Below are 20,517 nucleotides of genomic sequence, written 5' to 3'. Positions count from 1 at the left end.
TCGCAGGGCGTCCTCAGCGAGCCGGGGAGTCGTCGTCCGGCGGGGTGGTGTCCGTGTCCGTGCCGGCGTCCTCCGCCTCGGCGGTGAGCGCACGCAGCTCGTCGTCGACACCCTGGCGGGCCACGAAGTCCATCGGCTCGTCGAGGTCGTCCGACGTCGGCAGCAGGTCCGGGTGCGACCACAGGCGGTCGCGCTCGGCCGTGCCGTAGCGCTGCGCCATCGCGCCCCAGACGGTCGCGGCGTCGCGCAGCCGGCGCGGGCGCAGCTGCAGGCCCACCAGCGTGGCGAAGGTCTGCTCGGCCGGCCCGCCGGAGGCGCGACGGCGGCGCATGGTCTCGGCCAGCGCCCCGTGCCCGGGCAGCCGCTCACCGGCGGCCGCGGCCACGACGGCGTCGATCCAGCCCTCGACCAGCGCGAGCAGGGTCTCCAGCCGGCGCAGCGCCATCTGCTGCTCCGGGGTCTCCTCCGGCTCCAGCAGGCCGCTGCCGAGCAGCTCCTGGATGGCCTCGGGGTTGGACGGGTCGAAACCGCCCTCCATCGAGCCCATGGCGTCGGTGAGGCCGCGCTCGATCGCCTCGCGGTCGATGGTGATGCCGCGGGCGTAGGCGTGGACGGCGTCGTGCAGCTGCTGGCGCAGCCACGGCACGTGCGCGAACAGCCGCAGCGAGGCGGCCTCGCGCAGCGCGAGGAAGAGGCGGACCTCGTCGGCGGGGCGGTCGAGGCCCTCGGCGAAGCTCGCGACGTTCTGCGGGACGAGCACCGCCGACCCGGCCGGCGCCAGCGGCAGGCCGACCTCGGTGCCGGTGACCACCTCACCGGCCAGCCGGCCGAGGGCCTGGCCGACCTGGGCGCCGAACATCAGCCCGCCCATCTGGCCCATGATCCCGGCCAGCGGGCCGGCCATCGCCATGGCCTCCTGCGGCAGCGCGGCGGTCATCGCGGCCACGACCTTCTCGGCCAGCGGGTCGATGAGCGCGCTCCAGGCCGGCAGCGTCTGCTCGATCCACTCGACCCGCGACCAGGCCAGCGGCCGGTCGGCGCCGGAGGGCAGGTCGGTGACCTGGTCGAGCCACAGGTCGGCCAGGCGCAGCGCCTCGGCGACGGCGCCCCGCTCGGCCTCCGACGTCGGCTGCGTGCCGGTGGCCAGCGAGCTGATCGCGCCCTGGCGGGCGAGGTCCCAGTTGACCGGTCCGCCCGACCAGTTCATGAGCTTCTGCAGCTCGGCGAACAGCGGCATCTTGCCCAGCAGGTCCTCCGGGCTGCCGCCCCCGGCGCCGCCCGGGCCACCGAACCCGAACAGGGCCCCGAAGCCGAACGGGTCACCCGAGCCCGGCTGGTCCCGGCGCTCCGGGTCGCGGTCGGGAGGCCCGAAGCCGAACGGCACGTCGCTCATGCCCCCACGGTAGACGCGTGATCACGCCGGAGCGGACGGATCGGGGCCGGTCCTGTCCGCTCTCGGCGGACGTGCCGGGCCCCGACCCCACCTAGAGTGGCCGGTCGTGACCCGTCGGATCGCCGTCCTCGCCGTCGGTGTGGTGCTGCTCCTGGTCGCCGGGATCCTCGGCGCGGCCCTGCCCGTGCCCTACGTCGCCCAGGTGCCCGGCCCCACCTTCAACACCCTCGGCGACATCGACGGCGACCCCGTCATCACCGTCCGCGGCCGCGACCGCAACGACGTCGACGGGAACCTGAACCTGACCACGGTCGGCGTCGGCCGGGCGGGGCTGAGCCTGGTGGAGGCGGTCCGCGGCTGGTTCGACGACGAGGTGAGCGTGGTGCCCGAGGAGTCGGTGTACCCGCCGGACCGGACCGAGGAGGAGATCGAGCAGGCCAACCGGCAGGCCTTCCTCACCTCCGAGGAGTCGGCCGAGGCCGCGGCACTCGGCGAGCTCGGCTACCCGGTGAAGGTCGTCGTCCGCGGCATCGCCGGCGACGACTCGCCCTCGGACGGGCTGCTCGAGGAGAACGACGCGATCGAGTCCGTGGACGGGCAGCCGACACCGGACTCGGCCACGCTGGCCGCCGTCCTCACCGCCATCCCGGCCGGCTCGTCCGTGCAGGTGGCCTACACCCGGCTCGGGCAGCCGGGCACAGCCACCGTCACCGCCGGGGACGCCCCGGACCGGGAGGGCTCCGTGCTCGGCGTCACGGTCCGCGAGCAGCCCTCGGCGCCCTTCGACGTCGACATCGACGTGGCCGACGTCGGAGGCCCCTCGGCCGGGCTCATGCTCTCGCTCGGCATCCTCGACCTGGTCGGCGACACCGACCTGACCGAGGGCGCCGTGGTGGCCGGCAGCGGCACGATCGCCCCCGAGGGCACGGTCGGCCCGGTCGGCGGCATCCAGCTGAAGATGGTCGCCGCCCAGGAGATCGGCGCCGAGCTCTTCCTCGTCCCGGCCGACAACTGCGCCGACGCCCTCGGCTCACCGGCCACCGGGCTGACCCTCGCCCGGGTGGGCACGCTCGACGACGCGCTGACCGCGCTGGAGGACGTCCGGGAGGGCCGCACCCCTGCCGGCTGCTGACCGCCCGGGGGGCCGTGCGGGCGCACACCCGTCGGCTTGGAGGAAGCTGTCGGCCAGCACCGGGTCGCCGGGGAACCCGGTGCCGTGCCGAGCGTTGGCAAGGGCGACACCGGATGGTCCTGTGCCGGCCCGGCGCCCGAGCCGACGCAGACCGTCCCGCGCTCACGTACGACCGCCCGCGGTCGCCATACCGCGACGGCGCACCCCGGTGCCCGCCGCACCTGCAACTGAAGGAGACCGCTCGTGGCCATGAGGCCCCCCGTGTCCGTGCCGACGCTGTCGCGGCGCGCGAAGGTGGTCATCGGGTCCATCGCCGTGCTGCTGGTGCTGTTCACGGCCATCGGGACGCTGACCAACGTCTACGTCGACTACCTCTGGTTCGACGAGACCGGCTACACCGAGGTGTTCTGGACCGAGCTCCAGACGCGCGCGCTGCTGTTCGCGGTGGCCGGCGTGGCCACCGGCGGACTGACCGCGCTGGCGATCTACCTCGCCTACCGGTTCCGGCCGGCGTTCCGGCCGATGTCGCTGGAACAGCAGAACCTGGAGCGCTACCGGCAGTCGCTGGAGCCCCGCCGCACGCTGGTGCTCAGCGCCGTCGCCGTCGTCGTCGGCCTGTTCGCCGGGTTCACCGCGCAGGGCAGCTGGCAGACCTGGCTGACCTTCCGGAACTCGGTGCCCTTCGGGGACACCGATCCGCAGTTCGGCCTGGACCTGTCCTTCTTCGTCTTCGAGTACCCCTTCTACCGGCTGCTGCTGAGCTTCGGCTTCGCGATCGTGCTGCTGTCGCTGATCGGCTCGCTGCTCACCCACTACGTGTTCGGCGGGCTGCGGCTGCAGACGCCGGGGCAGAAGCTCACCGGCGCGGCGATGGTCCAGCTGTCGGTGCTGCTGGGCCTGTTCGTGGCGCTCAAGGCGCTCGCCTACTGGTTCGACCGCTACGAGCTGGTCTACTCCGACCGCGGCGAGCTGTTCAGCGGCGCGAGCTACACCGACGTCAACGCGCTGCTACCGGCCAAGACGATCCTGGTGTTCGCCGCGGCCTTCTGTGCCGTCGCGTTCTTCGCCAACGTCGTCGTCCGCAACTTCCGGCTGCCGGCCGCCGCACTGGTCCTGCTGCTGCTGTCCAGCCTGGTCATCGGCGTCGCCTACCCGGCCATCGTGCAGCAGTTCGTCGTGCGCCCGAGCGCCAACGAGCGCGAGGCCGACTACATCGAGCGGGCCATCGCCTCGACCCGCGACGCCTACGGCCTCAGCGAGGTCGAGTACACCGACTTCGCCGAGGAGGCCACCGGCGACGACGTCGACACCGACGCCGCGCTCGCCCAGCTGCGGGCCGACGACGCGACGATCCCGAACGCCCGGCTGCTCGACCCCAACGTGCTGGCCGGGACGTTCACCGCGCGCCAGCAGATCCGCAACGTCTACGGCTTCCCGGAGAAGCTCGACATCGACCGCTACACGATCAACGGCGAGACCCGCGACTACGTCGTCGCCGTCCGTGAGCTCGACAGCGACAGCCTGTCGGAGAACCAGGACACCTGGATCAACCGGCACACCGTCTACACGCACGGCAACGGCTTCGTGGCCGCGCCGGCCAACCAGGTGGTCACCGGCGCGGAGGGTGGCGAGCCGAACTTCACCAGCCGCGACCTGCCCACCACCGGCGACATCGAGGTCGAGCAGGGCCGCATCTACTACGGCGAGCTGATCGGCAACGACAACTACTCCGTCGTCGGGGCGCCCGAGGGCGCCGACGCGCGCGAGTTCGACCGGCCCGAGGACGGCTCCGAGGGCGAGGTCAACAACACCTACGACGGCGAGGGCGGCGTCGCGATCGGCAGCTTCTTCCGGCAGTTGACGTTCGCCATCTACTACCGGGAGCGCAACTTCCTGCTCTCCGGTGCGGTCAACGACGCCTCGAAGGTGCTCTACGTCCGCGACCCGCGCGAGCGGGTGGAGAAGGCCGCACCGTTCCTCGAGGTCGACGGCGACCCGTACCCGGCGGTCATCGGCGGCCGGGTGACCTGGATCCTCGACGGCTACACGACGTCGGACGCCTATCCCTACAGCGAGCGGATGGAGCTCGGCGAGGCCGCGGCCGACGCGCTCACCGGGCAGGGGACCTCGGCGCTGCCCAACGAGCAGTTCAACTACATCCGCAACTCGGTCAAGGCCACGGTGGATGCCGAGGACGGCACCGTGACCCTGTACGAGTGGGACGTGGAGGACCCGGTGCTGCAGGCCTACCAGGCCGCGTTCCCCGGGACCGTCCAGCCGAAGTCCGACATGAGCGACGAGCTCATCGCCCACGTGCGCTACCCCGAGGACCTGTTCAAGCTGCAGCGCGACATCCTCACCCGCTATCACGTGGCCAACCCCAGCGACTTCTACAGCCAGAACGACCGCTGGGCGGTGCCGTCGGACCCGACGCAGGACACGCAGACCGAGGAGGCGCAGCCGCCGTACTACATCCTCGCCGCGCGTCCGAACGAGGCAGGCGCGACGTTCCAGCTGACCAGCGCGCTCAACGCGTTCCGGCGGCAGAACCTCTCGGCGTTCATCTCCGCGTCGAGCGACCCGGACACCTACGGCCAGATCCAGGTGCTCCGCCTGCCGGGGAACACGCCCTTCCGCGGGCCGCAGCAGGTGCAGCAGTCGTTCAACACCGACGACGAGGTCGCGCAGGACCTGACGCTGTTCAACAGCAGGGACTCCCGGGCGGTGTTCGGGAACCTGCTGACCCTGCCGATCGGCGGCAACGGCCTGCTGTACGTGCAACCGCTGTACGTGCAGGGGACGGGGGAGAACTCCTTCCCGCTGCTGCGCAAGGTGCTGGTCAACTACGGCGGCCGGGTCGGCTACGCCGACACCCTGTCCGAGGCGCTGGACCTGGTCTTCGGGGCCGGGGCGGGCGCCACCGCCACCGACTCCGACGACGCCGGCACCACCCCGGACACCGAGGAGCCGACGCCGCCGACGGAGCCGACCACGCCCACGGAGCCGACCCCGCCGCCGGCCGACGGCGGCACCGGGTCCGATCCGACGCTGGACCAGGCCGTCCAGGACCTCGACGCCGCCCTGCAGCGGCTGGAGGACGCGCAGCGCAACGGCGACTTCGCAGCGCAGGGTCAGGCGCTGGAGGACCTGCAGCGGGCCGCCGAGGCCTACGAGGCGGCCAAGGGTGGCGCCGCGGCACCGGCCGAGCCCACCGGTTGAAGCCCGAGGGCACAGCAGTCCGGACCCCGACCCTCCTCGAGGAGGGCCGGGGTCCGCTGCGACCGAGGTCCAGCGGCCCGGCGGAGGGGAGCTCCGGGCTTCCGTGGCCGCGGAGCCGCCCGTGCGCCAGGGTGGGCGGATGCGCGCAGGAGGAGACCAGCGGATCAGCGAGACCCCGCAGTGGCAGGCCCTGGCCGAGCACCACGGCCAGATCAGGGACCGCCACCTGCGGGATCTTTTTGCGGAGGACCCGGAGCGGGGCACCGACCTGGTGGTCACCGCCGGCGACCTCCGCCTCGACTACTCGAAGAACCGGCTGACCCGCGAGACGGTCCGGCTGCTGGCCGCGCTCGCCGACGCCGCGGGGCTGCGCGAGCGCACGGAGGCGATGTTCCGCGGGGAGCACGTCAACACCACGGAGGACCGCGCCGTCCTGCACGTCGCGCTGCGTGACCCGGCCACCAGCGGGCTGGTCGTCGACGGACGCGACGTCAACGCCGAGGTGCACGAGGTGCTGGACCGGATGGCGTCGTTCGCCGACCGGGTCCGCGGCGGCCACTGGACCGGGCACACCGGCGAGCGGATCCGGGCGGTGGTCAACATCGGCATCGGCGGCTCCGACCTCGGCCCGGCGATGGCCTACCAGGCCCTGCGCGACTACTCCGACCGGTCGATCACCTTCCGGTTCGTCTCCAACATCGACCCCACCGACCTCGCCGAGGCCACCCGCGACCTGGACCCGGCCAGCACGCTGTTCATCGTCGCGTCGAAGACCTTCACCACCCAGGAGACCCTCACCAACGCCCGCGAGGCCCGGCGCTGGCTGCTGGAGGGGCTGGGCGGCGACGAGGCCGCGGTCGCCAAGCACTTCGCCGCCGTGTCGACCAACGCGGAGAAGGTCGCCGACTTCGGCATCGACACCGAGAACATGTTCGGGTTCTGGGACTGGGTCGGCGGGCGGTACTCGTTCACGGCCGCGATCGGCCTCTCCCTGATGGTCGCCATCGGGCCGGAGCGCTACCGCGAGATGCTCGACGGGTTCCACACCGTGGACGAGCACTTCCGGACCGCGCCGTGGGAGGAGAACCTGCCGGCGCTGCTCGGGCTGATCAGCGTCTGGTACATCGACTTCTTCGGGACCCGGACCCAGGCGGTGCTGCCCTACGCGCAGTACCTCGCCCGCTTCCCGGCCTACCTGCAGCAGCTGTGCATGGAGTCCAACGGCAAGTCGGTGCGGCTGGACGGGTCACCGGTCGACGTCGCGACGGGGGAGATCGTCTGGGGCGAGCCGGGCACCAACGGTCAGCACGCCTTCTACCAGCTGCTGCACCAGGGCACGGTGCTCGTACCGGCGGACTTCCTCGCCTTCGTCCGGCCCAACGATCTCGCCCATGACAGGGACCTCGACGGCATGCACGACCTGTTCCTGTCGAACTTCCTCGCCCAGCCCCGGGCGCTGGCCTTCGGGCGGACGGCCGAGGAGGTGGCCGCCGACGGGACGGCGCCGGACGTGGTGCCGCACAAGGTCATGCCGGGCAACCACCCGTCCAACGCGATCGTGGCCCCGGAGCTGACCCCGTCGACGCTGGGCCAGCTGGTCGCCGCCTACGAGCACCGCGTCTTCACCCAGGGCGTCGTCTGGGGGATCAACAGCTTCGACCAGTGGGGCGTCGAGCTGGGCAAGGTGATGGCCAACGAGCTGGCGCCGAAGCTGCAGAGCGAGGGCGCGCCGGACTACGACTCGGACTCCTCGACCAACGCGCTGGTGCGGCTGCTGCGGGAGGGCCGCGGCCGCCCGGCCTAGGCAGCGCCGCCGCGGACCCCGTCGGACCGCGTCGGACCGCGGCCCCGCGTCGACGCCGCGCGGGAGGCGTGTAGAGTCGGCTTCACCGACGCGGGGTGGAGCAGCTCGGTAGCTCGCTGGGCTCATAACCCAGAGGTCGCAGGTTCGAATCCTGCCCCCGCTACCACCGGACGATGGCCCTCACAGATCCCTGTGGGGGCCATCGTCGTCTCCCGGGGAGGACTCGGGTCAGCCGACCGGCACACCCTCGAGCGCGGCGGTGACCGCCGCCTCCACGTGCAGCCTCGTGGTCGGGAAGACCGGGACGGGACTGTCCTCGGCGCCGACGAGGAGCTCGATCTCGGTGCAGCCGAGGACCACACCCTGCGCGCCGGCGTCCACGAGCCGCCCGATGACCTGCCGGTACGCCTCGCGGGACTCCGGCCGCACGACGCCGAGGCACAGCTCGTCGTAGATCACCCGGTGGACCTCGGCCCGGTCGGCGGCGTCGGGCACCAGCACGCGCAGGCCGCGCCCGGCCAGCCGGTCCCGGTAGAACGCCTGCTCCATCGTGAACGCGGTGCCCAGCAGTCCGACCGTGGACAGCCCGGCGGCGTGCACGGCGGCAGCGGTCGCGTCGGCCAGGTGCAGCAGCGGGACGTCCACCGCGGCCTGCACCTGGTCGGCCACGCGGTGCATCGTGTTGGTGCAGAGCACCAGGAGCTCGGCCCCGGCCGCCTGCAGCCGCGCCGCCTCCGCAGCCAGGACCTGCCCGGCGCGGTCCCACTCGCCGGCGACCTGCAGGCGTTCGATCTCGGCGAAGTCCACGGAGGCGAGCAGCAGCCGTGCCGAGTGCAGTCCACCGAGCCGCTCGCGGACCAGCTCGTTGGCCAGCCGGTAGTACTCGGCGGTGGACTCCCAGCTCATCCCGCCGAGCATGCCGACCACCCGCTGACGGGGCGCCGGGCTCTGGTCCGGGCCGTGGCCGGCGGGCGGGGACGGGTGCGACACGGGGGCGTCCTCCGGAGGGGCAGGGGCGGACTCGGCGCCGGTGATCATCGTGTCCCGCAGGCCGGAGGTCGAGGGGTGCTGCCGCGACGCCGCGCAGGGATCGGACCCGGTCCTCCCACGGGAGGGCCGGGTCCGGTGCGTCCCCGCCCCGGCGGTCAGGTGTTGCGCGACCGGCCGGTCAGCGCGTCGCGCAGGCGGTCGACCATCCCGACGCCGGGGCCCAGCGTCTTGTGGAACAGCGCGCTGTGCGGTGCGGACGGGTGCGGGCGGGTGGGGGCGGCCTTCTTCGCCGTCTCCACCTTCCGGCCGATCTCGACCAGCTGCTCGCGCGGCAGCCTGGCCCGCAGCTGGGGGAACTGCTCGGTCTCCTCGTCGGAGACGTGGTGGCGGAGCACCCCCTCGAGCCGGCCGAGGACCTCGAGGAAGCGGGGGTCGGCCGAGTCGACGTCCTCCAGCTCCTTCATCACCTCGACGAGCTGCTGGTGCTCCTCGATGTCGTCCTGGACGGCGGCCTCGCCGCCGGGCAGGTGCTCGCGCATCGCCGGGTAGACGTACATCTCCTCGGCCACGGAGTGCCGCATCAGCTCGGCGATCACGGTGTCGGCCATGTCGCGCCGCGCGGCGGCTTCGGCGGTCGGTATCCGGCCGACCAGGTCGAGGACCTCGTGGTGGTCGGTGGTCAGGACGTCGACGACGTCCCGGTCGTCGGTGCTCGCGGTCATCGGTCGCTCCCCGGGGTACGAGGTGCCGCCGGGACCTGCTCCCCGGCACGGCCTGTCGTACCCGGGCGACCGGCCGCCCACCCCCGCGGCAGCACCCCGGTGCGGGCGTGTACAGTCGGAGTTACCGACGCGGGGTGGAGCAGCTCGGTAGCTCGCTGGGCTCATAACCCAGAGGTCACAGGTTCGAATCCTGTCCCCGCTACTGGCACGAGGGCCCCGGAGCACATGCTCCGGGGCCCTCGTCGTGCCGGTGGAACACTCCGGCGTCTCCTGCCGTTGGCCGACGTCATGGAGCCGACCGTGCAGGACGCCCCCGAGGCCGAGCGTTACGAGATCCGCGACGGCGACCGCCTCCTGGGGTTGGCCGCCTACAGCCGTCGCGGCGACCAGGTGGTGTTCACCCACACCGAGATCGACCCCGACGCCGAGGGTTCCGGGCTGGGCGGGAAGCTCGTGCGCGCCGCTCTGGACGACGTCCGGTCGCGCGGGGAGCGGGTGGTGCCCCGCTGCTCGTTCGTGCGTGGCTGGATCGAGCGCCACCCCGAGTACGGCGACCTGGTCGACCGCAGCGACGTGTGACCGGCCGGCCGGCGACGCGCCCGGGGTGTGTTGCCCACCACACGGCGGCCTCTCTAGGTTGACGGTCACAGCTGACCGTTGACGAGGAGGTCGACCGTGAGCGTCGAGGCCCCGATCCCGCCGGCGGACGTCGATCTGGCGACCGTGGACCTGTCCGACCGTGAGTGGTGGGTGCGCCCGCCGGCCGAGCGGCACGCGGCGCTGGACCGGCTGCGGGCGGAGCGGCCCTTCGCCTTCTTCGCCGAGCCCGAGATCCCCGGCATCCCGGCCGGCCCCGGCTACCACGCGGTCACCCGCTACGCCGACCTCGAGGCGATCAGCTCGCAGCCGGCGGTGTTCTGCTCCGGCAAGGGCGCGGTGTCGATGCAGGACGTCCCGGCCGAGCTCCACGAGTTCTACGGTTCGCTGATCAGCATGGACGACCCGCGGCACGCCAAGATCCGCCGGATCGTCTCGAAGACCTTCACCCCGCGGATGCTCGAGCGGACGCTGGACTCGGTGCGCACGATCGTCGACGACGTCCTGGCGCGGGCCCGGGCCACGGCGGAGGCGGACGACGGTGCGATCGACGTCGTCGCCGACCTCGCCGCGCCGATCCCGCTGCGGGTCATCTGCGACATGATGGGCGTCCCCGAGGCCGACCGGCCGGGCGTGCTGGCCAACTCGAACATCGTCCTCAGCGGCGGCGACCCGGAGCTGATCGAGAACGACGACCCGCTCACCGCCTTCCTCACCGCCGGCATGGAGATGGCCACGCTGATGGAGCGGCTGGCGGCCGAGCGGCTGGCCGACCCGCGGGACGACCTGACCACGGCGCTGGTCCGGTACGAGGTCGACGGCGAGCGCCTCTCGCACCAGGAGATCGCGTCGTTCTTCATCCTGCTGCTGGTGGCCGGCAACGAGACCACCCGCAACGCCATCTCGCAGGGCCTGCTGGCGCTCGAGGAGTGGCCGCAGGAGCGGGCGCGGTGGGCCGCCGACCCGTCCCTGGACCGCACCGGCGTCGAGGAGGTCGTGCGCTGGGTCAGCCCGGTCACCTGGATGCGCCGCACCGCGACGCAGGACGGCGAGGTCGGCGGCCACCGCTTCACCGCGGGCGAGAAGTTCCTGCTCTTCTACAACGCCGCCAACCGCGACCCCGAGGTCTTCGCCGACCCGCAGCGCTTCGACGTCGGCCGCGACCCCAACCCGCACGTCGGCTTCGGCTCCAAGGGCCCACACTTCTGCCTGGGCGCGCACCTGGCCCGCCGCGAGCTGCAGGTCACCTTCCGCGCGGTCTTCGAGCAGCTGCCCGACCTCGAGGTGACCGGCCCACCGCACCGGCTGGCGTCGTCGTTCGTCAACGGCCTCAAGCGGCTGCCGGCCCGGATCGGCGGGACCCGCTGATGCGGGTCACCGTCGACCGCGAGCTGTGCGTCGGCTCGGGCGCGTGCGAGGTGCTCGCTCCCGACGTCTTCGAGGTCGACGACGACGGCGCGGTGCGGGTGCTCCAGGCCGAGCCGGACGACGAGGACGCCGTCCGGCAGGCCGCGCAGCAGTGCCCGACCCGGGCTTTGTCGCTGGAGGACTGAGGGTCAGCCCAGGGCCTGCTCCAGGTCGGCGAGCAGGTCGTCGACGTCCTCGATGCCCACCGAGAGCCGGACCAGGTCGGCCGGGACCTCCAACGGCGAGCCCGCGGCGCTGGCGTGGGTCATCCGGTGCGGGTGCTCCACCAGCGACTCGACGCCGCCGAGCGACTCGGCCAGCGTGAACAGCCCGAAGCGCTCGCACGCCCGCAGCGCGGCCTCCTCGCCATCGGCCAGCCGGAACGACAGCATCCCGCCGAAGCCGGACATCTGCTTCATCGCGATCTCGTGGCCGGGGTGCTCGGGCAGGCCGGGGTAGAGGACGCGCGAGACCGCGGGCGAGGCGAGGAGGTACTCCGCGATCCGGGCGGCGTTGGCCTGGTGCCGGTCCATCCGCACGCCGAGGGTCTTGATGCCGCGCACCACCAGCCAGTCCGACAGCGGGCCGGAGACCGCCCCCATCGCGTTCTGGTGGTAGGCCAGCTGCTCGGCGAGGTCCCCGTCGCCGACGACCAGCGCCCCGCCCACGACGTCGGAGTGCCCGCCGAGGTACTTCGTCGTGGAGTGCACGACGACGTCGGCGCCCAGGGTCAGCGGCCGCTGCAGGTACGGCGAGGCGAAGGTGTTGTCGACGACGAGCAGCGCGCCGGCGTCGTGCGCGATCTCGGCGGTGCGTGCGATGTCGGCGATGTTGAGCAGCGGGTTGGTCGGCGTCTCGCACCACACGACCCGCGTCTCCGGCCGGATCGCCGCGCGGAGGGCGTCGGCGTCGTTGAGGTCGGCCGGCGTGTGCTCGACGCCCCAGCGCGACGCCACCCGCGAGATGAGCCGGAACGTGCCGCCGTAGGCGTCCCCGCCGAGGACGACGTGGCTGCCCGGCTCGCAGACGGTGCGCAGCAGCGTGTCCTCGGCGGCCAGTCCGGAGGCGAACGCCAGGCCCGCGACTCCCTCCTCGAGCGAGGCGAGCAGGTCCTGCAGCGCGGTGCGCGTCGGGTTGCCGCTGCGGGCGTACTCGTAGCCGTCGCGCAGCCCGCCGACGCCGTCCTGCTTGAACGTCGTGGCCAGGTGCAGCGGGACGACGACGTCGCCGGTGGCCGGGTTCGGGTCCTGCCCGGCGTGGATCGCCCGGGTGTCGAAGCCGGAGGAGGAGGGGCCGCTCACCGGGTCACCCCCGCGAGGTGGCCGAGGACGTCCTGCCGGGTGACGACCCCGGCGGGCTTGCCGTCGACGTGCACGACGAGTGCGTCGGCCTCGCCGAACTCGGCCACCGCGGCGCTCACCGGCTCACCCGAGCCGATGATCGGCAGCGGATCCGACATGTGCTTCTCCACGCGGTCGGACAGCGAGGCCCGGCCGGCGAACAGCGCGTCGAGCAGCACCTTCTCGTCGACCGACCCGACCACCTCCCCGGCGGTCACCGGCGGTTCGGCGCGGACGACGGGCATCTGGCTGACCCCGTACTCGCGCAGGATGTCGATGGCGTCGCGGACCGTCTCGTTGGGGTGGGTGTGCACGAGCACCGGTGTCGCGCCGGCCCCCTCGCGTGACTTGGCCTCCAGCAGCTCGCCCACGGTCTCGCCCGTGGTGACGTCGAGGAAGCCGTAGTCGGCCATCCAGCGGTCGTTGAAGATCTTGTTCAGGTAGCCGCGGCCGCCGTCGGGCAGCAGCACCACCACGACGTCGTCGGGACCGAGCTGCTCGGCCGCGCGCAGCGCGCCGACGACGGCCATGCCGCAGGAGCCGCCGACCAGCAGGCCCTCCTCGCGGGCCAGCCGCCGGGTCATGCGGAAGGAGTCGGCGTCGGTGACGGCGACGATGTCGTCGGCGACCGAGCGGTCGTAGGCGTCGGGCCAGAAGTCCTCGCCGACGCCCTCGACGAGGTAGGGCCGGCCGGTGCCGCCGGAGTAGACCGAGCCCTCGGGGTCGACGCCGACCACCCGCACCCGGCCGTCGCTCACCTCCTTGAGGTAGCGGCCGATGCCGCTGATCGTGCCGCCGGTGCCGACGCCGGTGACGAAGCAGGTCACCCGGCCCTCGGTCTGCTCCCAGATCTCCGGGCCGGTGGTCTCGTAGTGCGAGCGCGGGTTGGCCGGGTTGGCGTACTGGTCGGGCTTCCAGCCGCCCGGGGTCTCGCGGGCCAGCCGGTCGGACACCGAGTAGTAGGACCGCGGGTCGGCCGGGTCGACGGCGGTGGGGCAGACCACGACCTCGGCGCCGTAGGCCCGCAGCGTGTTGACCTTGTCCTGGCTGACCTTGTCGGGGCACACGAAGACGCACGAGTAACCGCGCTGCTGGGCGACCAGCGCCAGGCCGACGCCGGTGTTGCCGCTGGTCGGCTCCACGATGGTCCCGCCCGGCCGCAGGGCCCCGCTGGCCTCGGCGTCGTCGACCATGCGCACGGCGATGCGGTCCTTCACCGACCCACCCGGGTTCATGTACTCGACCTTGGCCAGCACCAGGGGTGCGTCCGGGCCGAGGTCGGCGGTGACGCTCGACAGCCGGACCAGCGGGGTGCCGCCGATCAGGTCGACGACGGACTCGGCGTACTGCACGCGGACCTCCTCGCCGGCACCCGGGGTGGGCGCCGTGTTCCGTCCCATCCCACCACCACCGGTGAGTTCCGGTCGCCCGCGCCGTCCTACCCGCATGACGACGACGGACCTGCGGGTCGACGAGGGGCACGCGCCGGTGACCGGGGGCGTGCGGATGTACTGGCGCAGCATGGGGGAGGGCGGCACGCCGCTGGTCGTCGTCCACGGCGGCTTCGGCGTGACGACGGTGTTCGGCGACGTCCTCGAGCGGCTGGCTGCGCGCCGCCGGGTGGTCGCCGTCGAGTTGCAGGGCCACGGGCACACCGCCGACGTCGACCGGCCCCTCGGCGACGACGTCGCGGCGCTGATCGGCCACCTCGACCTCGGGCCGGCCGACCTGCTGGGCTACTCCCTCGGCGGCGGCGTCGTGCAGCGTGCGACGGTGCGGCACCCGGAGGTCGTGCGCCGGCTGGTCGTCGTCTCCGCGCCGTGCCGCCGCGAGGGGTGGCTGCCCGACGTCCTCGAGGGGATGGCCGGCGTCAGCAGCGCCGGGTTCGAGTGGATGCGCCAGTCCCCGATGTACGCCGCCTACGCCGCCGTGGCGCCCGACGTCGGGGCGTTCCCCGCACTGATGGACAAGACCGGCCACCTGCTGCGCACCCCGTACGACTGACGCGAGGACGTGCGCGCGATCTCGGCGCCGGTGCTCCTGGTCTACGGCGACGCCGACAGCATCCCGTCGGCGCACGCCGCGGAGTTCTTCGCACTGCTGGGCGGCGGGCTGCGCGACGCCGGGTGGGACGGATCGGGCCGGCCGGCGTCGCAGCTGGCCATCCTGCCCGGGCGCACCCACTACGACATCGCCTCGGCTCCGGAGCTGGCGACCGTCGTGGACGGCTTCCTCCCCGTCAGCTGACGGCGGGGCCGCCTCGCTCGCCCGCGGCGATGTCGGACGTCGTGGTGTCCGGCGTCGTGGTGTCCGGCGTTGTGGTGGCCGGGACCGGGGTGGCCGGGACCGGGGTGGCCGGGGCCGTGGTGCCCGGGGTCAGGATGTCCGAGGTCAGGGTGTCGGGGGTCGCGGTCTCCCGCGTCGCGTCCTCCGGGGCCAGGGCGTCCGACGCACGCACGTCCGAGGTGGCGGCGACCGACGCCGGGACGACCGGACGCCGGGGCTCGCCGGCCAGCGCCGGGCGGACGTCGATGAGCGGCGCCACCAGGCCGGTGCCGCCCGGGCGGGCGTCACTGGACGGCACCGGGGTCCTCCGGCGCCGCGAGCGCAGCGCCGTCAGCAGGTCGAGCAGGGCCAGCGCGGAGGCGCCGACGAGGACGTTGCGCAGCTGCTGCTCCCGCGCGCCCCGGCGGTTGGACAGCGCGACGCTCATGGCGGTGAGGTCGACCGCGTCGCCGAGGACGCGGGTCCACGCCCAGCCGGGCCGGCCGGCGAGCAGGCCGGCGGCGTGCGCCAGCTCCCGCGCCCCGACGGCGGTGATGACGGGCACGGCGACCGGGGAGTCGTCGACCCCGGCGAAGCGGGCGACGCCGGTGGGGGACACCAGCATCGAGGTCCCGAGACCGAGACTGGTGAGGCCGAGCAGTCGGGCCGTGCGGCGGGCGGGGCGCGCGCTCATGGGTCCTCCAGGAGGGTTGCTGCCCGGGGCGGCTACCCGGGCCTGCGGTCCGGAAACGGCCGGTGGCGGGTCCGCTCCCGCCGGGACGAGGATGCCGACATGACCTCTCCCGCCGCTACCCGCACGCTCGGCCGGAACGGCCTGACGGTCTCCGCGCTCGGCCTGGGCTGCATGGGCATGAGCCAGATGTACGGCGCCGCCGACCGCGACGAGTCGATCGCCACCGTGCACCGGGCTCTCGACCTCGGCGTGACCTTCCTCGACACCTCCGACGTCTACGGCGACGGCCACAACGAGGAACTGGTCGGCGAGGCGATCCGCGCCCGGCGCGACGAGGTCCAGCTCGCGACGAAGTTCTCGCTGCGCAGCAACGACCGCGGGGGCATGGACATCGACGGCCGGCCCGAGAACGTGCGGGCATGCGCCGAGGCCAGCCTGCGCCGGCTCGGGGTCGACGTCATCGACCTCTACTACCAGCACCGGGTCGACCCGCGGGTGCCGATCGAGGACACCGTCGGCGCGATGGCCGAGCTCGTGCAGCAGGGCAAGGTCCGGTACCTGGGGCTGTCCGAGGCCTCGGCCGCCTCCGTCCGGCGGGCGGTGGCCGTGCACCCGATCGCGGCGCTGCAGAGTGAGTGGTCGCTGTGGACCCGGGACCTGGAGGGCAGCGGGGGTGGTGGGGCGGGCGGAGACGCCGTCCTCGGCGCCGCACGGGAGGCCGGGATCGGGATCGTGCCGTTCAGCCCGCTCGGCCGCGGCTTCCTCACCGGCGCCATCACCGGCCCCGAGGACATCGCCGAGGACGACTGGCGGCGCACCCACCCGCGCTTCACCGGCGAGGCGTTCGCGGCGAACCTGCGCCTGGTCGAGGCCGTCCGGGACCTGGCGGCCGGGAAGGGCTGCACGCCCGGGCAGCTCGCGCTGGCCTGGGTGCTCGCCCAGGGCGACGACGTCGTCCCCATCCCCGGCACCAAGCGGCGGTCCTACCTGGAGGAGAACGCCGGCGCGCTCGCCGTGGAGCTCACCGCGGAGGACCTGACCCGGCTGGGCGAGATCGCCCCGCCGGGGGTCGCCGTCGGTGGCCGGTACGCCGACGCCGGCTATGCCTACGGCGACAGCCCCGAGCGCACCTCGTGACCGCGTCCCTGGCGGCCCTGCGGGTGCCCGGCGCCGACGGCGTCGAGGTCGCGGTCCACCGGTGGGGGGACCCCGGGGAGCTCCCACCGGTCTACCTCCAGCACGGCTTCGTCGCGGACACCCGGCTCAACTGGGTGGGCACCGGGACGGTCGCGGTCCTGCTGTCGGCCGGGCGGCAGGTCGTCGGCGTCGACGCCCGCGGGCACGGGAGGTCGGACAAGCCGCACGACCCCGCCGCCTACGGCGAGCTCCGGATGGCCGACGACCTGCGCCGGGTGGCCGACGCGCTGGGCCACGACTCCTTCGACCTGGCCGGCTACTCGATGGGCGCGACGGTCGCGATGCTGGTCGCGGTCGCCGACCGGAGGGTGCGCCGGCTGGTCGTCGGTGGCGCCGGTGCCGCGTTCGTCGAGCCCGGCGGTGCCCGCCACCACGCCGTCCTGATGGCCGAGCTGGCCGCCGCGCTCGAGGCGGCCGACGTCGCCGGCGTGCGCCACCCCACCGCACTCGCCTTCCGCCGGATCGCCGACGCGCTCGGCGCCGACCGGCGCGCCCTGGCCGCGCACGCCCGCGCGGTGCACACCAGGAGTGCCGACCTGGCCGCCGTCACGGCGCCCACCCTGGTCCTCGCCGGCGATGCCGATCCGCTCGCGGCCCGCCCCGAGACGCTCGCCGCTGCCATCCCGGGTGCCCGGGTGGCCGTCGTCCCCGGTGACCACACGACCGCGCTCCGGGCGCCGGCTTTCGCCGCGGCGCTCGTCGACTTCCTGGGGGAGCCGTGACCGACCCGGCCTGCGGCGTCGCGCACGGGCTGGCCGCCGAGCAGCCGGCCGGCCGGGTGCTGGTGGCGGTGTTCGACTCCCCGGTGGCCGGGGTGCTGCTGCGGTGTTCGCCCGAGCTCGGCTTCCGCATCGTGCTGCTCGACCCCGACCCCGCCCGCGGAGCCGGTGTCCTGGCGTTCGACGACCTCCCCGAGGACCTGTCCGACGCCGACGTCGTGGTCACCGACCACCACCGGCCGGAGCTCGGCGAGGTGCTGCGCGACGCGCTGGCCCGGCCGGTGCGCTGGGTGGGCGTCATGGGCAACCCGCGGCACGAGGGCCCGCACGTGGCGGCGCTGGCCGCGCTCGGCGTCCCGCCCGAGGAGGTGGCCCGGGTGCACCGGCCGATCGGGCTGGACATCGGCTCGCGCACTCCGGCCGAGATCGCGCTGAGCACACTCGCCGGGCTGCTGGCCGACCGCAACGGCCGGTCCGGCGCCCCGCACGGCCGCTGACGGTGTCCGGCGTCCTGCTCGGCGCGGACCTGGGCACCAGCGGACTCAAGCTCGTCGCGCTGGGGGAGGACGGCGGCACGGTCGCCGGGACCGAGGCCGGCTACGCGGTGGACAGCCCGCGGGAGGGCTGGGCCGAGTGCGCGGTCGGCACCTGGCGCGCGGCGTTCGACGACGCGCTGGCCCGGCTGCTGCCCGCGCTGGGCGGTCGGCCGGTGGCCGGGCTGGGTCTGTCGGGCCAGATGCACGGCACGGTGCTCGTCGACGACGCCGGCGCCGCCCTGGCGCCCGCGGTGCTGTGGCCCGACGGGCGCGCCGCCGCGGAGGTCGCCCGGTGGCGGGCGCTGCCGGCCGGCGAGCGCGCCGCGCTGGCCAACCCGCTGGTCCCCGGGATGACCGGGCCGGTGCTGGCCTGGCTGGCCACGCACCGTCCCGATCTCGTCGACCGCGCCGCCGCGGTGCTGCTCCCCAAGGACGCGTTCCGGGCCACGCTGCTGCCCGGCGCCGACCCGCGGGTCACCGACCGCAGCGACGCCTCGGCCACGCTGCTCTGGGACGTCGTCGCCGACGGCTGGTCGGACGCCGCGCGGGCCGCGGCGCGGGTGCGGGCGGAGCTGCTGCCCGCGGTGCGGCCCTCGGCGGAGGTCGCCGGGACGGCGGTGCTCGGCGGCGCGGAGGTGCCGGTCGTCGTCGGCGGCGCGGACACCCCGCTGGCGCTGCTCGCGGCCGGGACGTCCGGCGGGCTGCAGGTCAACCTCGGCACCGGGGCGCAGGTGCTGCGCCCCGGGTGGGCGCCCGCGCCCGCCGACGACCCGCCGGTGCACGGCTACGCCGACGCCGAGTGCGGCTGGTACGCGATGGCCGCGCTGCGGAACGGCGGCTCGGCCTGGACGTGGGTGGCCGGCGTGCTCGGCGTCGGGTCCGCAGAACTGCTCGAGCTCGCCGCGACGTCGCCGCCCGGGGCCGGGGGAGCGGTGTTCCGGCCGTTCCTCACTGGCGAGCGCGGCGGCGTGGCCGGTCCCGGTGACCGCGCCGGCTGGAGCGGCCTGGGCGCCGGCACGACCCGCGCCGATCTCGCCCGTGCCGCCGTCGAGGGCGTGCTGTCCGCGGTGGCCGCCGCGGCCGGGCTGCTCGGGGAGGTGCCCGGCGGGCCCGTCGTGCTGACCGGCGGTGGGGGACGCTCGCCACTGGTGCGGCAGGTGCTCGCCGACTCCCTCGGCCGGCCGGTCGCGTACCTGCCGCTGCGCAGCGCGTCGGCCGTCGGCGCGGCGGTGCTGGCCGGACGGGGCGTCGGCCTGCCCGTGGAGCCGCGGCGGGCGCCCCAGCCGCCGGTGACGCCGCGGGCGTGACCGGTCCAGCCGCATGGAACGGCGCCGGTCCGGGCACCGTTGATCCCGGTGAGGGGCCCATCCCGGGGTCCCGGCGAGAGGAGGCGCACGAGATGGCGTCGGTGTTCGACAAGGTGGCCCAGTTCGCCCGCAGCCCCAAGGGCCAGCAGGCCCTGCGGCAGGTGTCCGCGAAGGCGCAGCAGATGGCGAAGGACCCGAAGACGCGGGCGCGGATCGACGACGCGCGCCGCCGGTTCTCCGGTGGCCGTGGCGGCACGGGGACGGGCGGGACCACGCCCCCGGCGGTCTAGTCCCGTACGGCAGGCCGACGGCGGCCCCTCCCGAGCCGGGGAGCGGCCGTCGTCGTCTGCGTCCTACACCGTCTGCGTCCTACACCGCGGGGTCGGGGAGCCGGAGGTGGCTCAGTGCCGCGTCGTGCAGCGCGCCGTTGGTGGCCAGCGCGCTCCCACCGGCCGGGCCGGCGGCGCCGGTCAGGTCGGTGAAGCGCCCGCCGGCCTCGCGCACGATGACGTCGAGGGCGGCCAGGTCCCACAGCGACACCTCGGGCTCGCAGGCGACGTCGACCGCTCCCTCGGCGAGGAGCACGTAGCTCCAGAAGTCGCCGTAGGCGCGGGTGCGCCACACCGACCGGGTCAGGTCGAGGAAACCGTCGAGCAGGCCGCGCTCCTCCCAGCCCGACAGACTCGAGTAGGACAGGCTCGCGTCGCCCAGGTCGGTGACGCCGGAGACGCGGCAGCGGCTGGCCGACTCCAGCCGCCGGCCGGTCCAGGCGCCGACGTCCTTCGCCGCCCACCAGCGCCGGTTCAGCGCCGGCGCCGAGACCAGGCCGACGACCGCCTCGTCGCCGTCGAACAGCGCGATGAGGGTCGCCCACACCGGCACGCCGCGGACGAAGTTCTTCGTCCCGTCGATCGGGTCGAGCACCCAGCGGCGCGGCCCGTGGCCGGTCACCCCGAACTCCTCGCCCAGCACGGCGTCGCGCGTGCGGGCCCGGGAGAGGGTGATCCGCAACTGCTCCTCGACGGCGCGGTCGGCGTCGGTGACCGGCGTGAGGTCCGGCTTGGTCTCGACCTCCAGGTCGAGGGCCCGGAAGCGCTCCATGCTGATGGAGTCCGCCTGGTCGGCGAGCACGTGCGCGAGGTGCATGTCCCCCGTGAAGTCCCGGCCCGGTGTCATGGGCACCGAACCTAGCCGG

General features: G+C 74.3%; 20 protein-coding genes and 2 tRNA genes. 15 read left to right on the top strand and 7 right to left on the bottom strand.

The window, feature by feature from the left end; genetic code table 11:
* Nucleotides 1-13 precede the first annotated feature (13 nt).
* The gene (locus tag BM414_RS03000) at nt 14-1,393 is read right to left on the bottom strand and encodes a zinc-dependent metalloprotease (RefSeq protein WP_093577979.1); all 1,380 of its coding nucleotides are present in this window, start codon (nt 1,391-1,393) and stop codon (nt 14-16) included.
* 106 nt (nt 1,394-1,499) lie between these two features.
* Between BM414_RS03000 and BM414_RS02995 the strand changes: the two genes are divergently transcribed.
* From BM414_RS02995 to BM414_RS02980, 4 genes are all read left to right on the top strand, one after another.
* Complete coding sequence (locus tag BM414_RS02995) at nt 1,500-2,525, top strand: YlbL family protein (RefSeq protein ID WP_093577978.1); 1,026 nt, start codon at nt 1,500-1,502, stop codon at nt 2,523-2,525.
* Between the two features lie 249 nt (nt 2,526-2,774).
* The gene (locus tag BM414_RS02990) at nt 2,775-5,744 is read left to right on the top strand and encodes a UPF0182 family membrane protein (protein ID WP_245784436.1); all 2,970 of its coding nucleotides are present in this window, start codon (nt 2,775-2,777) and stop codon (nt 5,742-5,744) included.
* 139 nt (nt 5,745-5,883) lie between these two features.
* Nucleotides 5,884-7,548, top strand: coding sequence for a glucose-6-phosphate isomerase (gene pgi, locus BM414_RS02985; protein ID WP_093578335.1), 1,665 nt, complete (start codon nt 5,884-5,886; stop codon nt 7,546-7,548).
* A gap of 89 nt (nt 7,549-7,637) precedes the next feature.
* Nucleotides 7,638-7,714, top strand: a tRNA-Met gene (locus BM414_RS02980).
* A gap of 62 nt (nt 7,715-7,776) precedes the next feature.
* On the opposite strand, the gene BM414_RS02975 is transcribed toward BM414_RS02980, so the two are convergent.
* Both BM414_RS02975 and BM414_RS02970 read right to left on the bottom strand, forming a co-directional pair.
* A complete protein-coding gene (locus BM414_RS02975; RefSeq protein WP_245784435.1) occupies nt 7,777-8,538 on the bottom strand; it encodes an aspartate/glutamate racemase family protein in 762 nt (253 codons plus the stop codon).
* A gap of 155 nt (nt 8,539-8,693) precedes the next feature.
* Nucleotides 8,694-9,260, bottom strand: a complete 567-nt coding sequence (locus BM414_RS02970; RefSeq protein ID WP_175551396.1) for a hemerythrin domain-containing protein — start codon at nt 9,258-9,260, stop codon at nt 8,694-8,696.
* Nucleotides 9,261-9,388: 128 nt separating this feature from the next.
* On the opposite strand from BM414_RS02970, the gene BM414_RS02965 reads away from it, so the two are divergent.
* The 4 genes from BM414_RS02965 (at nt 9,389) to BM414_RS02950 (ending at nt 11,410) form a co-directional block, all read left to right on the top strand.
* A tRNA-Met gene (locus BM414_RS02965) sits at nt 9,389-9,462 on the top strand.
* 98 nt (nt 9,463-9,560) lie between these two features.
* On the top strand, nt 9,561-9,839 hold the full coding sequence (locus BM414_RS02960) for a GNAT family N-acetyltransferase (protein WP_175551395.1): 279 nt from the start codon (nt 9,561-9,563) through the stop codon (nt 9,837-9,839).
* A gap of 96 nt (nt 9,840-9,935) precedes the next feature.
* Nucleotides 9,936-11,225, top strand: a complete 1,290-nt coding sequence (locus BM414_RS02955; protein ID WP_245784434.1) for a cytochrome P450 — start codon at nt 9,936-9,938, stop codon at nt 11,223-11,225.
* Nucleotides 11,225-11,410: a ferredoxin gene (locus tag BM414_RS02950; protein ID WP_093577974.1), complete on the top strand. Its 186-nt coding sequence runs from the start codon at nt 11,225-11,227 to the stop codon at nt 11,408-11,410. The genes BM414_RS02955 and BM414_RS02950 overlap by 1 nt, the downstream gene beginning before the upstream one ends.
* Before the next feature lie 3 nt (nt 11,411-11,413).
* Here BM414_RS02950 and BM414_RS02945 read toward each other — a convergent pair whose 3' ends face one another.
* Together BM414_RS02945 and BM414_RS02940 are read right to left on the bottom strand one after the other, a co-directional pair.
* The gene (locus BM414_RS02945) at nt 11,414-12,565 is read right to left on the bottom strand and encodes a cystathionine gamma-synthase (protein ID WP_093577973.1); all 1,152 of its coding nucleotides are present in this window, start codon (nt 12,563-12,565) and stop codon (nt 11,414-11,416) included.
* Complete coding sequence (locus BM414_RS02940) at nt 12,562-14,004, bottom strand: cystathionine beta-synthase (protein ID WP_217644520.1); 1,443 nt, start codon at nt 14,002-14,004, stop codon at nt 12,562-12,564. The genes BM414_RS02945 and BM414_RS02940 overlap by 4 nt, the downstream gene beginning before the upstream one ends.
* Nucleotides 14,005-14,050: 46 nt before the next feature.
* On the opposite strand from BM414_RS02940, the gene BM414_RS02935 reads away from it, so the two are divergent.
* Both BM414_RS02935 and BM414_RS30020 read left to right on the top strand, forming a co-directional pair.
* A complete protein-coding gene (locus BM414_RS02935; RefSeq protein WP_217644518.1) occupies nt 14,051-14,608 on the top strand; it encodes an alpha/beta fold hydrolase in 558 nt (185 codons plus the stop codon).
* Between the two features lie 9 nt (nt 14,609-14,617).
* A complete protein-coding gene (locus BM414_RS30020) occupies nt 14,618-14,851 on the top strand; it encodes an alpha/beta fold hydrolase family protein (protein WP_217644513.1) in 234 nt (77 codons plus the stop codon).
* Here BM414_RS30020 and BM414_RS29045 read toward each other — a convergent pair.
* Nucleotides 14,844-15,563 (bottom strand): hypothetical protein, encoded by a 720-nt coding sequence (locus BM414_RS29045; protein WP_093577972.1) that lies wholly within the window; start codon nt 15,561-15,563, stop codon nt 14,844-14,846. The genes BM414_RS30020 and BM414_RS29045 overlap by 8 nt on opposite strands.
* A 99-nt stretch (nt 15,564-15,662) precedes the next feature.
* On the opposite strand from BM414_RS29045, the gene BM414_RS02925 reads away from it, so the two are divergent.
* The 5 genes from BM414_RS02925 (at nt 15,663) to BM414_RS02905 (ending at nt 19,612) form a co-directional block, all read left to right on the top strand.
* Entirely contained in the window at nt 15,663-16,700 is a 1,038-nt protein-coding gene (locus BM414_RS02925; protein WP_093577971.1) for an aldo/keto reductase, read from the top strand.
* The gene (locus BM414_RS02920) at nt 16,697-17,482 is read left to right on the top strand and encodes an alpha/beta fold hydrolase (RefSeq protein WP_093577970.1); all 786 of its coding nucleotides are present in this window, start codon (nt 16,697-16,699) and stop codon (nt 17,480-17,482) included. Before BM414_RS02925 ends, BM414_RS02920 begins: the two co-directional genes overlap by 4 nt.
* Nucleotides 17,479-17,976, top strand: coding sequence for an XdhC family protein (locus BM414_RS02915; protein WP_093577969.1), 498 nt, complete (start codon nt 17,479-17,481; stop codon nt 17,974-17,976). Before BM414_RS02920 ends, BM414_RS02915 begins: the two co-directional genes overlap by 4 nt.
* Nucleotides 17,977-17,978: 2 nt before the next feature.
* Entirely contained in the window at nt 17,979-19,322 is a 1,344-nt protein-coding gene (locus BM414_RS02910) for an FGGY family carbohydrate kinase (RefSeq protein WP_093577968.1), read from the top strand.
* A gap of 92 nt (nt 19,323-19,414) precedes the next feature.
* On the top strand, nt 19,415-19,612 hold the full coding sequence (locus BM414_RS02905; protein ID WP_093577967.1) for a hypothetical protein: 198 nt from the start codon (nt 19,415-19,417) through the stop codon (nt 19,610-19,612).
* Nucleotides 19,613-19,691: 79 nt separating this feature from the next.
* Here the strand turns inward: BM414_RS02905 and BM414_RS02900 are convergent, their stop codons facing one another.
* On the bottom strand, nt 19,692-20,498 hold the full coding sequence (locus tag BM414_RS02900; protein ID WP_093577966.1) for an inositol monophosphatase family protein: 807 nt from the start codon (nt 20,496-20,498) through the stop codon (nt 19,692-19,694).
* Between the last annotated feature and the right edge of the window lie 19 nt (nt 20,499-20,517).

This window comes from Geodermatophilus amargosae (genome assembly GCF_900116515.1).
Taxonomy (GTDB): Bacteria; Actinomycetota; Actinomycetes; order Mycobacteriales; family Geodermatophilaceae; genus Geodermatophilus; species Geodermatophilus amargosae.
Note: the sequence above shows the minus strand (reverse complement) of the source record. Positions and strands in the feature narration are given on the sequence as shown.